This window comes from Micromonospora sp. CNZ295 (assembly GCF_004217535.1).
In genome coordinates this window covers 4,368,519-4,382,553 of record NZ_SHKZ01000001.1, presented here as the reverse complement: position 1 = coordinate 4,382,553, position 14,035 = coordinate 4,368,519, and the positions used below count along the sequence as shown (strand labels likewise).

13 protein-coding genes and 1 pseudogene are annotated in these 14,035 nt (G+C 76.6%); 9 read left to right on the top strand and 5 right to left on the bottom strand.

Annotated elements, in window-relative coordinates; genetic code table 11:
• Positions 1-32: 32 nt before the first annotated feature.
• From EV376_RS20480 to EV376_RS20465, 4 genes and pseudogenes are all read left to right on the top strand, one after another.
• Entirely contained in the window at positions 33-995 is a 963-nt protein-coding gene (locus EV376_RS20480; RefSeq protein ID WP_130325607.1) for a cysteine synthase family protein, read from the top strand.
• Between the two features lie 10 nt (positions 996-1,005).
• Positions 1,006-2,651, top strand: a pseudogene (gene lnt / locus EV376_RS20475) (apolipoprotein N-acyltransferase).
• Between the two features lie 54 nt (positions 2,652-2,705).
• Entirely contained in the window at positions 2,706-3,494 is a 789-nt protein-coding gene (locus EV376_RS20470) for a polyprenol monophosphomannose synthase (RefSeq protein ID WP_130325605.1), read from the top strand.
• A gap of 131 nt (positions 3,495-3,625) precedes the next feature.
• Positions 3,626-4,138 carry an FxsA family protein gene (locus EV376_RS20465; RefSeq protein WP_130325603.1) on the top strand — a complete coding sequence of 171 codons (513 nt, stop codon included), beginning with the start codon at positions 3,626-3,628 and terminating at the stop codon, positions 4,136-4,138.
• A gap of 66 nt (positions 4,139-4,204) precedes the next feature.
• On the opposite strand, the gene EV376_RS20460 is transcribed toward EV376_RS20465, so the two are convergent.
• From EV376_RS20460 to EV376_RS20440, 5 genes are all read right to left on the bottom strand, one after another.
• Positions 4,205-4,546: an RNA polymerase-binding protein RbpA gene (locus tag EV376_RS20460; protein ID WP_046564157.1), complete on the bottom strand. Its 342-nt coding sequence runs from the start codon at positions 4,544-4,546 to the stop codon at positions 4,205-4,207.
• Between the two features lie 238 nt (positions 4,547-4,784).
• On the bottom strand, positions 4,785-5,375 hold the full coding sequence (locus EV376_RS20455) for a pyridoxamine 5'-phosphate oxidase family protein (protein ID WP_130325601.1): 591 nt from the start codon (positions 5,373-5,375) through the stop codon (positions 4,785-4,787).
• A 118-nt stretch (positions 5,376-5,493) separates the two neighbouring features.
• The gene (locus EV376_RS20450) at positions 5,494-6,684 is read right to left on the bottom strand and encodes a hypothetical protein (RefSeq protein WP_130325599.1); all 1,191 of its coding nucleotides are present in this window, start codon (positions 6,682-6,684) and stop codon (positions 5,494-5,496) included.
• Positions 6,685-6,749: 65 nt separating this feature from the next.
• Positions 6,750-8,189, bottom strand: a complete 1,440-nt coding sequence (locus EV376_RS20445) for a multicopper oxidase family protein (RefSeq protein ID WP_130325597.1) — start codon at positions 8,187-8,189, stop codon at positions 6,750-6,752.
• A 129-nt stretch (positions 8,190-8,318) separates the two neighbouring features.
• Entirely contained in the window at positions 8,319-9,668 is a 1,350-nt protein-coding gene (locus EV376_RS20440) for an MFS transporter (RefSeq protein WP_130325595.1), read from the bottom strand.
• Between the two features lie 76 nt (positions 9,669-9,744).
• Between EV376_RS20440 and EV376_RS20435 the strand changes: the two genes are divergently transcribed.
• The 5 genes from EV376_RS20435 to EV376_RS20415 all read left to right on the top strand — a co-directional run bounded on the left by EV376_RS20435 (position 9,745) and on the right by EV376_RS20415 (position 13,994).
• Positions 9,745-10,395 (top strand): TetR family transcriptional regulator, encoded by a 651-nt coding sequence (locus tag EV376_RS20435; protein WP_130325593.1) that lies wholly within the window; start codon positions 9,745-9,747, stop codon positions 10,393-10,395.
• A gap of 58 nt (positions 10,396-10,453) precedes the next feature.
• On the top strand, positions 10,454-11,800 hold the full coding sequence (locus EV376_RS20430; protein ID WP_130325591.1) for an NAD(P)-binding domain-containing protein: 1,347 nt from the start codon (positions 10,454-10,456) through the stop codon (positions 11,798-11,800).
• A gap of 110 nt (positions 11,801-11,910) precedes the next feature.
• A complete protein-coding gene (locus tag EV376_RS20425; protein WP_130328770.1) occupies positions 11,911-12,726 on the top strand; it encodes an SDR family NAD(P)-dependent oxidoreductase in 816 nt (271 codons plus the stop codon).
• A gap of 99 nt (positions 12,727-12,825) precedes the next feature.
• Positions 12,826-13,197, top strand: coding sequence for a VOC family protein (locus EV376_RS20420; protein WP_207228235.1), 372 nt, complete (start codon positions 12,826-12,828; stop codon positions 13,195-13,197).
• A gap of 260 nt (positions 13,198-13,457) precedes the next feature.
• The gene (locus EV376_RS20415; protein ID WP_486482722.1) at positions 13,458-13,994 is read left to right on the top strand and encodes a DUF1062 domain-containing protein; all 537 of its coding nucleotides are present in this window, start codon (positions 13,458-13,460) and stop codon (positions 13,992-13,994) included.
• Positions 13,995-14,035 lie beyond the last annotated feature (41 nt).

The following is a 14,035-nucleotide window of genomic DNA, read 5'->3' as shown; positions in this document are numbered from 1 at the left end:
CGGACGGCCGGTGGCGGGCCGAGGATCGGGGCATGACAGTGCTCGACACGATCGGCCGCACCCCGCTGGTGCCGCTGGCGCGGGTGGTGCCGGCCGGCTGCGCCCGCATCCTGGTCAAGGTGGAGGGAACCAACCCCACCGGCAGCATGAAGGACCGCATGGCGCAGGCGATGATCGGCCGGGCCGCCGCCGACGGCCGGCTGCCCGACGGCGGCACCGTCGTCGAGTACACCGGCGGCAGCACCGGAGCGTCCCTGGCGCTGGTGGGCGCGGTGCGCGGGTACCGGACGCGGATCGTCACCTCCGACGCGTTCAGCGACGACAAGCTGCGGCAGATGCGGGCGTACGGGGCGCAGCTGACCGTCATCCCCGCCCCGGGCCGGTTGATCACCAAGACGCTGATCGAGGACATGATCGCCGCCGCCCGGGCGATCAGCGACCGGACCGGCGGGTACTGGACCGACCAGTTGACCAACGTCGACAGCATCGCCGGCTACCGGCCGATGGGCGCCGAGATCGGCGAGCAGACCGGCGGGCGCGTCGACGCGTTCGTCCAGGCGGTCGGCACCGCGGCGGCGCTGCGCGGGGCGGGCGGCGAGCTGCGCCGGCGCCACCCGGGAGTCCGGATCGTCGCCGTCGAGCCGGCCGAGTCGGCGGTGCTGTCCGGCGGCGACCCGGGCGCCCACCGGATCGAGGGCATCGGGATCGGCTACCGGCCCCCGATGTGGGACCCGGACCTGGTCGACGAGGTCGTCGCCGTGCCCACCGGCGACGCCGAGGCCATGGCCCGGCGGCTCGCCCGGGAGGAGGGCCTGTTCGCCGGCACCTCGTCCGGGGCCAACGTCGTCGCGGCGATCGCCGTGGGCCGTGCGCTCGGCCCGGCGGCGACCGTCGTCACGCTCCTGGTGGACTCCGGGCTGAAATACCTCACCAGCGGCGGGTACGGGACGGTCGGCGGCACACCGGACGCCGGTTGCCGGGCGGCCGGCGGGTAGCCTTCGGCGCGTGATCGTGGTGAGGTGCCGGTGACGGCCGTGGAGACGATGCAGGAGCCGACCGCCCGGCCGCGGCCGGCCGCGGCGCCGGGCCGCCCGTTGCCGCTGCCCGTCGCGGTGGCGGCGGCCCTCGCCGCCGGCGTGGCGATGCTTGTCGCGTTCCCGCCGTACGGGGTGTGGCCGCTGGCACCGGTGGGCGTGGCGCTGCTGGCCGCGGCGGTGCACCGGCGGCGGCTGCGCGCCGGCGCCGGCCTCGGGTTCCTGGCCGGGGTGGCGCTGTTCGCGCCGATGCTGAGCTGGACCAACCTGCACACCGGCTACCTGCCGTGGGTGCTGCTGTCGCTGCTGCAGGCCGGCTACCTGGCGCTGCTGGGCGCCGCCGGCGCCTGGGTGTCGCCGCTGGCCGACCGGGCCCGCTGGGCGTGGCCGGCGCTGACCGGGGTGCTGTGGGTGGCCCAGGAGGCGCTGCGCGACCGCACCCCGTTCGGTGGGTTCCCGTGGGGGCGGCTGGCGTTCAGCCAGGACGACTCGCCCCTGCTGCGGCTGGCCGCGCTGGGCGGGGCGCCGCTGGTCACCTTCGCGGTCGCGCTGACCGGCGGGTTCCTGGTGGCCGCCGGCTGGGGCGGCTACGCGACGCGTGGCCGCCGGTGGGCGCCGGTGGCCGCGCTGACCGCCGGCGCGCTGGCCGTTCCGGCCGCCGGGCTGCTCGTGCCGGTCGGACCGGCCGGCGGCGGGGACGCGGTGACCGTGGCGATCGTGCAGGGCAACGTGCCGCGCCTCGGGCTGGACTTCAACGCCCAGCGGCAGGCGGTGCTCAACAACCACGTCGACGCCACCGTCGAGCTCGCCGCGCAGGTCGCCGCCGGCGCCCGGCCGCGCCCCGACCTGGTGGTGTGGCCGGAGAACTCCAGCGACATCGACCCGCTGCGCGACGCCGCCGCCGGCGGGCGGATCCAGAGCGCGGCCGACGCGATCGGCGCGCCGATCCTCGTCGGGGCGGTGCTGCGCGGTCCCGGCCCGGGACAGGTGCGTAACGCGGGGCTGCTGTGGCGGCCGGGAACCGGCCCGGATCTGGACCAGCTGTACACGAAGCGGCATCCGGTGCCGTTCGCCGAGTACGTGCCGTTGCGGGACCTGGCGCGCATGGTCAGCAAGCAGGTCGACCGGGTCCGGGCCGACTTCGTGCCCGGTGCCACACCGGGCGTGCTGCGTACCGGGCCGGCCGTGCTCGGCGACGTCATCTGCTTCGAGGTCGCCTACGACGAGGTGGTCCGCGACACCGTCACCGGCGGGGCGCAGCTGCTGGTGGTGCAGACCAACAACGCCACCTTCGACGTGGCCGAGGCCCGCCAGCAGCTGGCCATGGTGCGGCTGCGGGCGGTCGAGCACGGCCGCCCGGCGCTGATGGCCTCCACGGTCGGCGTGTCCGGGTTCGTCGCCCCGGACGGGCGGGTAAGCGATGCCACCGGGTTCAACACCCGCGCGGTCGTGGTGCGGCAGCTGGACCTCGCCGACGGGCGTACGCTCGCCACCCGGGCCGGGCTGTGGCCGGAGGTGGCGCTGACCGCCCTCGCGGTGGCGGCGCTGGCCGCCGCCGCGGTGCGGCGCCGGCGGGCCCGCGCCGCGCCGGCGGACACGGCCGCCACGGCCGCCTGACGCCGCCACGGCGGCGCCCGCGACCCGGTACGCCGGTGAAGGGGGATGGAGACGGTGGGCGACGAGACCGGTCACCCCGGGGTGGGACGGGTGCTCGTGGTGATCCCGACCTACAACGAGGCCGACAACCTGACGCAGATCGTGGACCGGGTGCGCCGGGCCGCGCCGGCCGTGCACGTCCTCGTCGCCGACGACAACAGCCCCGACGGCACCGGGGCGCTCGCCGACACGATCGCCGCCGCCGACCCGCAGGTGCACGTGCTGCACCGCGAGGGCAAGCAGGGCCTGGGCGCCGCGTACCTGGCGGGCTTCGGGTGGGCGCGCGAGCGCGGCTACGACGCCGTGGTGGAGATGGACGCCGACGGCTCGCACGCCCCCGAGGACCTGCCGGCGCTGCTGGCCGCCGCCCGCGACGCCGACGTGGTGATCGGCTCCCGGTGGACCCGCGGGGCCCGGGTGCTCAACTGGCCGCTGCGGCGGCTGCTGCTGTCGCGCTGCGGCAACCTGTACGCGCGGCTGGCCCTCGGGATGCCGGTGTCGGACGCCACCGGCGGGTACCGGGTGTACCGGCTCAGCGCCCTGGACGCCCTCGACCTGGGGTCGGTGTGCTCGCAGGGGTACTCGTTCCAGGTGGAGCTGTCCCGCCTCGCCCACCGGGCCGGTGTGCGGATCGTGGAGGTGCCGATCACGTTCGCCGAGCGGGAACGCGGGGACAGCAAGATGAGCCCACTGATCGTCGCGGAGGCGTTGTGGCGGATCACCGGGTGGGCGGTGGCCGACCGGCGTACGGCGGTGCGGCGGGGCCTGCACGGCACGCCCACCGGACAGGTCCGCTGGCCGTAGGGCGAGGCGGACGGCCCGGCCGGCGGCGGGGGCGTGTCATGCTGGACGGGCGGGACGACGCGCCCCCTGAGCCGCGGCACAGGCGGTGCAACGGGCATCACGGGCGCCGTGACCGGGTGGGTGAGGTGAGGATGCGCCGAGGACTGAGGTTCGTACCGTTGGCTCTGCTGCTGGCGGTGGTGGCGGAGCTGGCGGTGTTCGTGGCCGTGGGCCGCGCCGCCGGGTTCGGTGTGGCGGTGCTGGCGGTGTTCGCGGCGTCGCTGCTGGGCATGGTGCTGCTGCGCCGGGAGGGGATGCGCGCGTGGCGGGGCTTCCGGGCCGCCGCGGAGGCCGGGCAGCCGCCGGGCCCGCAGGTCACCGACGGCCTCGTCGGCCTGATCGGCGCGCTGTTGCTGGCCACCCCGGGCCTGCTCAGCGGCGCGGTGGGCCTGCTGCTGCTGGTGCCGCCGCTGCGGGGTCTGGCCCGTTCCGGGGTGCGCCGGGCCGCCGAGCGGCGGGTGTCGTCGATGGTGGCCGGTGACCTGTTCGGGCCGCGCCGGGTGCGGGTGCGTCGGGGCGCGCCGCAGCCGTCGCCGGCCGAGCCGACCGTGGTCGACGGCGGGCGGGCCATCGAGGGGGAGATCGTCGAACCCCGGCAGAACTGACGTGCGGCGCAGACGGCACGACAACGCCCCCGGGGGACCCCCGGGGGCGTTGCACGTCGGTTCGCGTCAGGCGCGGCCGCGTCGGGTGCGGACCTCCTGCAGCCGCTCGGCGAGGATGTCCTCCAGCTCGGCGATCGAGCGCCGCTCCAGCAGCATGTCCCAGTGGGTACGCGGCGGCTTGGCCTTCTTCTGCTCCGGCTCGCTGCCGTCGACCAGCCGGGCGACACTGCCGTCGAACTTGCACTCCCAGGTCGTGGGGACCTCGGCGTCGACGGCGAACGGCACCTCGAACTGGTGGCCCTTGGCGCACAGGTACTCGCGGGTCTGACGAGGCGCGAGCTCCGTGTTGCGGTCGGACTCGTAGCTGACCGCCCCCAGACGGCTTCCGCGCAGCATACGCTCGCCCATGATCGTCTTCCCCTCGTTCGTGGTGCAGGTCTGTACGGTGTAACGGTCGGTGCCCGCCGGGCCATTCCCGCCCGGTGCCGCCGGGCGGGCCGCAACAAGGGTAGCCGGCCATGACGAGCGCCCGGCGGGGTCGCCCCGGCCGGGCCGCGAGGGTGGTGTGTCTCCGCTGTCACGGGGATGGTAGCGCCCGGCGACGGCGCAGGTCGCGGCGTGGCCGGTGACGCGCCGGGCGGCCGCGTCACACCTTCGGGGTCGGCGGCAGGGGCAGCGGCAGGCCGGGTAGACCGTCGATGCTGGTGGCCACGTGCGGCTTGCCGGTGAAGTACGCGTCCAGCGACGCGTCGTCCTCCCGGCCGAACCGCCGCGCGTGCAGGTCCCGGTCGCCGTCGTAGGTCATGAACGGCACCGCGTAGCCACAGGTGTCGCGGATCAGCTCGGCCCGCACCACGACGATCGCCCGCAGCCCGTGCACGGCGGTGTCGACGTCCGGGAAGTGCCCGGTCAGCTCCGGCCAGCGCGGGTCGTCACGGAACACCGGCTCGCCGCGGCCGTGCACCCGCACGATGTTGGGCGGGCCGGCGAACGCGCACCACATCAGCGTGATCCGGCCGTTCTCCCGCAGGTGCGCGACGGTCTCGGCGTTGCTGCCCGCGAAGTCCAGGTAGGCCACGGTGAACTCGTCGAGGACGGCCCACGACCCCCGCAGCCCCTTCGGGGACAGGTTGATCGTGCCGTCGGCGGCCAGCGGCGCGGTCGCGGTGAAGAACATCGGCTGGTCCTCGATGAAGGTGCGCAGCCGACCATCGATGCGTTCGTACGTTTTCCCCATCGCACCATCGTCCCGCACGGCGGTCGGGCCGCGCCGCCCCGCGTCCAGCACGCGGGAAGCCTGCGCCACCGCGGGCGAGGCGACCGCGGCCCGCGGACCGAACCGCCCGGCCGCACGGTCAGCCGGCCGGCGTCGCCGCTTCCCGGCGGGCCAGGGCGGCGGCCAGTTGCCCGACCTGGTCGGCGAGCTGCGCGACGCGCCGGTGCGCCTCGTCCCGGTCGGTCTCCGCGGCGCGCAACCGTACCGTCAGCTCCTCCAGCCGGCCCTCGGCGGCGGCCGCGGCCCGCCGGGCGGCGGCCAGTTCCGCGCGCAGCGCCTCGCGGGCCTCGGCGAGGGCCACCGCGTCCGCGCGGGCCCGTTCGGTGTCCGCCGTCGCCTGCCGGCGTTCCGCGTCGGCCCGGTCCCGGTCGGCGACGGCCACGTCGCGCGCCTGCGTCGCCGCCGCCGCCTCGGCGCGGGCCCGCTGCGCGTCGGCGCGGGCCCGCTCGGCCTCGACGCGGTGGCGTCGCGCGGCGTCGACGGCCTCGGCCGCGGTGCGGGCGGCCGAGTCGGCGGCGGCGCGGGCCTGCTCGGCTTCGGCTCGGTGGCGTTGCGCGGCGTCGACGGCCTCGGCCGCGGTGCGGGCGGCCCGGTCGGCGTCGGCCCGAGCGGCGTCCGACGCGGCGGTCAGGTCGGCGGCGCGGCGACGCTCGGCGGCCAGCTCCGCGGTGACGGTACGCAGCTTCGCGCGCGCCGTGTCGCGGTCGCGTTCCGCCTGGGCGCGCAGCGCCTCGGCGGCGCCGGCGTCCCGGCGGGCCGCGTCGCGGGCCCGTTCGGCCGCCTCGGCCCGCTCGGCGGCGGTGGCGGCCGCCTCGGCGGCGCGGCCCGCGTCGGCCCGGGCGGCGTCCCGCTCGGCCGCGGCCACCCGGGCCGCCTCCCGGGCGCGGGCGGCGCCCGCGGCGGCGTCCTCGGCGTCGCGGCGCGCCTCGTCGCGTTCGGTGTTGGCGGCCGCCACCTGCGCGGCGGCCTCAGCGCGCGCCTGGGCCAGCTGCCGCTCCACCCCGACCGGCGACAGCTCGGCGTGCAGGGCCTCGGTGAGGGTCTCCACGATCTGGTCGAGCCGGTCCACCGCCTCCCAGGTGCGGGCCACCTGGCCGGGCAGGCCGGGGGCGGTGCGGTGGCGCATCCGGCTGTTGCGGGCGGCCCGCTGGCAGGCGCCGTCGTTGTCCCGGCAGTAGCGGAACGGCCGGCCCGCGCCGACGCGCTGCGGCACCTCCCGTCCACAGTGGGCACAGGGACGGGTGTCGGTGCCGGTGGCCTGCTCGTCCATGGGACGGGAAGTCTAGTGCCGACCCGCCGGCCCGGTCCCGCCGCGGCCGGGCCGGCGGGTCGCTCTCACACCACCTCGAACTGCGCCATCATGCCGACCTGCGAGTGCTCCAGGAAGTGGCAGTGGTAGACGTAGCGGCCGGGGTAGCCGGTGAAGGTGGCCTGCACCCGCACCGTCGAGCCGGGCGGCACCGCGACCGTGTCCTTCAGGCCGGCCTCGCCGGGCGGCGGCGGCACGCCGTCGCGGTCGAGCACCCGGAACTGCACCAGGTGCAGGTGGAAGTTGTGGTCGATGCCGAACGCGGTGTCCTTGTTGGTGATCCGCCAGATCTCGGTGCTGCCCCGCGGGATCCGGGCGTCGACGCGGCCGGCGTCGAAGACCTGCCCGTTGATCGTGAACGTGGTCGAGCCGGGGTTGAAGCTCAACGCCACGTCACGGACCGTGGTGGCCGGGGGCAGCGCCGGCAGGGCGCGCAGCCGGTCGGGCAGCCGGCTGTCGTCGTCGGCCCGGCGGACCACGTCGAAGGCGAGCACCGGGCCCGAGGTGTCCTGCAGGACGACGCGGCTGCCGACCGGGAGCCCGCCGAAGTCCACGACGACGTCGGCGCGTTCGGCCGGGGTGAGCTTCAGTGCGGCGCGCGGCACCGGCGCGGGCAGCAGCCCCCCGTCGGTGCCAACCTGCACCAGGTCCGCGCCGGACAGCCGCAGCTGGAAGATCCGGTGCGCGGAGGCGTTGAGCAGCCGCAGCCGGTACCGGCGGGCGGCCACCGCCAGCACCGGCTGCGCCTTGCCGTTGGCCAGGATCGTGCTCCGGTCCATGTTCGGTGACGGGTCGAACACCAGCGTGCCGTCCTCGGCGAGCTGCGCGTCGCGCAGCAGGATCGGCACGTCGTAGCGGCCCGAGGGCAGCCGCAGGTCCCGCTCGGCCGGGTCCTCGACCAGGTAGAAGCCGTGCAGGCCGCGGTAGACGTGCTCGGCCTCCATGTGGTGGCTGTGGTCGTGGTACCACAGCGTCGCCCCGCGCTGCCGGTTCGGGTAGTGGTAGGCGCGCCGGCTCCCCGGCGCGATCACGTCCATCGGGTGCCCGTCGCTGGTCGCGGGCACGTACCCGCCGTGCAGGTGCACATTGGTCGGGTGGTGCAGTTCGTTGCGCACCCGCACCACCGCCGGCCGGCCGCACCGGGCGCGGATGGTGGGTCCGACGAACTGGCCGTTGTACCCGAGCACCGGCGTCGACACCCCGGGCAGGATCTCCGTCGTGGTGTGCCGCACCGACACGTCGTACACCTCGATGCCGCCGAGCACCGCGGTCGGCTTCAGCACCGGCGGCACCGGCAGCGCGACGGTGAACGGCCCGCCCGCCGTCGCGCCGGCAGCCGCGCCGCCCGGCCCGGAGTGGTCGCCGTGGCCCGCGTGGTCGCCGCCGGTGGCGGGCGCCGCGCAGCCGGGCAGGAGGGCGCCTCCCACCGCCAGCCCCCCGAGCGTGATGAGGCGTCGTCTGTCCATGTCTGCTCCTCCCCCAGGGCGCGGCCCCACTGACCGGTGCCCATGCCGGTCGGGCCGGTGGCTCCCGGCCCGACCGGCCGCGGCGATGCAACCAGCGCACGCTCGACGATCGCTGGGGGTGCAGGTCGGTCAGGTCGGGGTGCGGGCGGTCCGGTCGAGGGTGTAGCGGCGCTGCACCAGCACCGCCGCCAGCATCAGGGCGGCCGGCAGCAGCCCGAAGCCCCAGCGGATCGCGTCCAGCGCGGCGGCCGACTGGGTCACCGTCGTGCCGGCGGTGGAGGCCACGAACCCGCCGGCGGCCAGGCACAACGAGTACGCCCACGGCCCCAGCGCCGCCCCGGTCGCCTCGGTGGCGGTCCACACCCCGGTGTAGGTGCCCGCCCCGGCCGACCCGCCGGCGGCGCGGATGACGTCCGGAACCATCGAGAACGGCAGCAGCTGCATGCCGGCGAACGCCACCCCCAGCACCGCCACGGCCGCGACCAGGACCGGTAGGCCGGCCGGGGCGCCGACCGCGAGGACCAGCGAGCCGGCGGCGAACGCGCCCTGCGCGGCGAGCAGGGCGCGCTGCTTGCCGACCCGGCGGGCCACCGCCAGCCAGGCCGGCGTCACCAGCAGCGCCGGTGCGACGAACGCGGCCACCAGGACCGTGGTCAGGCCCGGGCGGCCCAGCTCGTACGCGGCGTAGTAGGGCACGCCGGCCAGCACCAGGTGCGTGGTGGTGGACATCGCCAGGTAGGCGACGACCAGGAAGCGGAACTGCCGGTCGCGCAGCGCCGCCGCCAGGGCGCGCCACCCGCCGGCGTGGTCGGTCGCCGCGGCGTCGGCGGCCCGGCGCAGCCGGGCGATGCCGGCGACCCCGACCAGCATGGTCACCAGCATCCCGGCCCCGAGCAGCAGGCCCATCCGCTGGTAGCCGTCGCGGGTGGCGTCGTCGCCGCCGGCCAGCAGCGGCGCCAGCAGCCCGGAGACCAGGATGCCGAGGGTGAGCACCACCATCCGGAACGCCATCAGGCGGGTCCGCTCGTCGTAGCCGATCCGCAGGTCCGCGGGCGTGGCGAGGTAGGGGACCTGGTAGGCGGCGAACAGCAGGTTGCCGGCGACGAAGGCGACCGCCACCCAGGCGGCGGCCGGGGCGCCGGTCAGGCCGGCGGGCACGGCGAACAGGGCCGCGAACGCGGCCGGCAGGGCGCAGCCGACCAGCAGCAACCGGCGGCGGTCGCCGCGGCGGGCCTGTTCGATGTCGCAGCGGTGGCCGACCCACGGGTGCAGCAGCACGTCGGCGACCTTGGGCAGCAGCAGCGCCAGGCCGGCCAGCCACGGGGTGACGGCGAGGACGTCGGTGAGGAAGTACAGCAGCAGGAGGCCGGGCACCGTCACCCAGACGCCCATCCCGACCGAGCCGGTGGCGAAGCCGACCAGGGGCCCGCGGGGCAGGACGACGACGGTGTCGGTGTGCTGCCGGGCCGCAGCGGTCATCGCGGGCCTCCCGTTCCGGGCGCGTCGGCCCACCTCAATCCAACGGATGCTGGATTGTAGGGGCACAATGGCGGGCATGACCACGCCCCGCCGGCGGCCGGGCCGGCCCCGCCGCGCCGACGCGCCACCGACCCGCGAGCGGGTCATCGCCGCGGCGACCGCGCTGTTCGCGCAGCGCGGCTTCGACGCCGTCGGGCTGCGGGAGGTCGCCGCCGCGGCCGGTGTCGACGTGGCCACGGTCGCCCACCACGCCGGTACGAAGGCGCAGCTCTACGACGCCTGCTTCGCCCGGGTGTTCACCGCCGAGCGGCAGGTGCTCCAGGCGGCCGCCGAGCGGTCCCGGCAGGCCCTGGCGGCCGGGCCGGAGAAGGCCCTCGCCGCCCTGCACGATCTGGTCGACGTCTTCGTCGACTTCCTCGAGACCCGTCCGGAGACCACCGCGCTGTGGCTGCGGCGCTGGCTCGAGCCGCAGCGGCACGCCGAGTTGGACGCCCGCTACTCGGCGCCGCTGTACGCGCTGGTCGTCGACCTGCTGGCCGCGGCGGCCGCGGCCGGGGCGCTGGTCGAGCCGACCCCGCAGGTGACTGTGCGCAGCCTGGTGTGGGCGGTGCACGGGCACGTCACCGCGCTCGCCGCGGGGGTCGGCTCGGGGGCGCGGGAGCGGCGCGAGTTCCGGGCCTTCGTGCACTGGTTCCTCGACGCCCTCTACGGCCCGGCGAGCCCTTGACGCCGACCGGGGACACCGGCATTATCCAACGATCGTTGGATTAAGCGGAGGAGTCGGCATGCAGCCCACCGTCGCGGTCGTCGGCGCCGGCGCGGCCGGACTGGCCACCCTCAAGGCGCTCGCCGACGCCGGCGTGCCCGCCGTGGCGTTCGACGCCGGCGACCGGGTCGGTGGCCTGTGGGTGTACGGGTCGGCCGGCTCGCCCGCGTACCGCACCCTGCACCTGAACACCAGCCGCACCCGCACCGAGTTCGCCGACCACCCCATGCCCGCGGACTGGCCGGACTACCCCGACCACACCCGCGTCGCCGGGTGGCTCGCCGACTACGCCGACCGGTTCGGGCTGCACCGGCACGTGCGGCTGCGGCACACCGTCGACCGGGTCGTGCCGGAGCCCGGTGGCCGGTGGACGGTGCACGCCGACGGCCCGGACGGGCCCACGCGGGTCAGCGTCGCCGCGGTCGTCGTCGCCAACGGCCACAACCGGGTGCCCAAGCCGCTGCCCGAGTACCCGGGCAGTTGCGCGGCGCGGCAGCTGCACAGCCACGCCTACCGCGGGCCCGAGCAGCTCGCCGGCCGGCGGGTCCTGGTGGTGGGCGGTGGCAACTCCGCGATGGACATCGCCGTCGACGCCTCGTACACCGCCGCGCGCACCCTGCTGTCGCTGCGCCGGGGCGTGTGGGTCGTGCCCAAGCACCTGCTCGGCCGCCCGTCGGACACCCTCAACGGGGCACTGGCCCGGCGGCTGCCCTGGCGGCTGCGCCAGCGCGTCACCCAGGCGCTGCTCACCGCCACCGTGGGGCCGCCCAGCCGGTACGGGCTGCCCGCACCGGCGCACGGGTTCCTGCAGGACCACCCCACCCTCTCCGACGGGCTGCTGTCCCGGCTCAGCCACGGCGAGATCGAGCCGCGCCCCGGCGTCGCCGGTCTCGACGGCCACCGGGTCACCTTCACCGACGGGCGCACCGACGAGGTCGACCTGGTCGTCTGGTGCACCGGCTACCAGGTCGACGTGCCGTTCCTCGACCCGGCGCTGCTCGGCGACGGCGCCGAGGCGCTGCCGCTGTACCGGCACGTGTTCCACCCCGACGCGCCCGGCCTGGCGTTCGTCGGCCTGATGCAGTCCACCGGGGCGGCGTTCCCGCTGGTCGAGGCGCAGGCCAAGCTGGTCGCCGCCCAGCTCGCCGGGACGTACGCCCTGCCCCCGCCGCCGGTCCAGCGGGCCCACATCGCCGCCGAGCTGCGGGCCGCGCGCGACCGGTGGGGCGAGCGGCGGCCCGCCATGCGGGTCGACTTCGACCGCTACCTGGCCCAGCTGCGGCGGGAACTCCTCCGGGGAGCCCGCCGGGCCGCCCGGGGGACCGGCCGGACCCGGCCGGCGGCGCACCCGGCGGCGGCCCGGTGAGCACCGCCGGCAGCGGCCCGGCGGGGGCGACCGGCGGTGGCCCGACCGCCGGCGGCGGCCGTCCGGCGAACGCGGCCGGCGGCGGGCGGACCGGCCGGCGGGCGCGTGACCTGACCGGGCGGCGGGTGCTGGTCACCGGCGCCCGCGGCACCTTCGGCGGGCACCTGTGCGCGGCGCTGACCGGTGCCGGCGCCCGGGTCGTCGGCCTCGACCTGCGCCCCCTCGACGGGGTGGACGTGCCCGTGCTCGGCTGCGACCTGACCGACCCGCAGGCGGTGCCCGCCGCCGTCGCCGCGGCGGTCGACCGGCTCGGCGGGCTCGACCTGCTGGTCAACAACGCGGGGGTCGGCGGCCCCGCCCCGGCCGAGCTGCCACCCGACGAGGTCGTCCGCCAGCAACTGGAGGTGAACCTGCTGGCCGCGTGGCGGACCACCGCCGCCGCCGTGCCCGCGCTGGAGGCCGCCCGCGGCCGGGTGGTGTTCGTGGCCAGCCGGATGGCGCTGCTGCCGCTGCCGCTCGCCGCCGCGTACGGGGTCAGCAAGCGGGCGCTCGTCGCGTACGCCGATGCGCTGCGCCACGAGGTCGGCACCCACGTGGGAGTCAGCGTCGTCTACCCGAGCATGGTCGCCTCGCCGATCCACGACAGCACCGCCGCGGCCGGTCTCTCCCTGAGCGGCGTCTCCCGGCTGGAACCGGTGCACGGGGTGGTCGCGGCGATCCTGACGGCGGCCACCGCCCGGCGGGCGCCCCGGGACGTGGCCACCACCACCCGGGGGCGCATCGAGCTGGCCCTGGCCCGGCACGCGCCGGCCCTCGCCGACCGGCTGGTCCGGCGTACCGTGGCCGGCCGGATCGCCGCCGGGGACCTGGACGGCGCACCCCTGGCCGCCGGAATGGTCCGCCGGCACCACGACGCCGCCGGCTGACCCGGTACGGGCCGGCCGCCGCCGCTCGCGCAACCGCGCACCGGCAACCGGCGCCGCACCCCAGTGCGCCGCATCCGGGCCGGACGTAGGTTGGGCGGCATGGCGTTGCGTCTGGTTCAGGTGAACTTCAAGGCACGGGACGACTCAGCCCTCGGCCGGTTCTGGGCCGAGGCGCTCGGCTGGGGCAGCTCCAGCGAGGCACCCGGAGTCACCAACGTCGAACCGGCGGGCTTCGTCTACCCGGACCCCGTCGCCGTCCGCGTCGATGTGGTCACCGTCCCGGACCCCGAGACGGTGAAGTACCGCGTGCACCTCGACCTGGCCACCACCTCGGCGGCCCATCAGGCGGAGCTGGTCGCGCGCCTGCAGGATCTCGGTGCGGCACCCGCCGACGTGGGCCAGGGCGGCGTCCCGTGGACGGTCCTGGCCGACCCGGAGGGGAACGTGTTCTGCGTCCTGAGCCCGGGCTGACGGGAGCCTCGGCCGAAAAACCCGTTGAGCCCTGCGGCCGCGGCCGCGTACGTTGCCGGCGCCCCTCGTAGTGAAGACAGAGGACAAGACCGCGTGACCCCGCCTGCTCTCTAGACCTGACACCCCCGCTCACCGGAAGCCGACGCTCCCGTCGGCTCTGCCGGGCTGCCCTGTCGCGCCCGGTGCTCCAGCGTTCGCGGCCGCGCGTAAACGGCCCGTGTCAGGTCCAGAGAGAGATCATGTCTTCACAACCTCATATCGTGCTGCCCTGGGTCGTCCGCCGGACCAGGTTGCCGCTGCTGTCATTGCGGTGCGTGGACTGCCGGTCGGGGTCGGCCACCGCCGGGCAGGGCAGGTTCCGCGTCAACGCCAACGGCAAACTGCTGGACGTGTGGCTGCTGGTCCGCTGCGTGTCCTGCGACCGGACGAGGAAACTAACGGTGCACGAGCGAGCGCCGGTCAGCTCCCTCGACCCGGCCCAGCTGCACGGCTACCACGTCAACGACCCGGCACTGGTGGCGTCCTGTCTGCTGGACCCGTCGCTCGCCCGGCGCGGCCGCTTCACGCTGGACTGGGCGGGGGCCTGGCGGCTGGACGCCCCGTCGGCCCCGCTGGGCGAGGCGTGGCCGGTCCAGGTGGCGGTCGCCTTCGCCGATCCGGTACCGGTGCGCCCGGAACGGCTCATCGCGCACGGGCTCGGCCTCAGCAGGCAGGAGGTGCTGCGCCGGATCAAGTGCGACATTCCGCTGCGCCGTCGCCAGAGCGCCGGATTCCGCTTCACCGTGCTGGCCCCCTGACCAGCGGGTGAACACAGCCGCGGCGGGCCCACCGGCCCGCC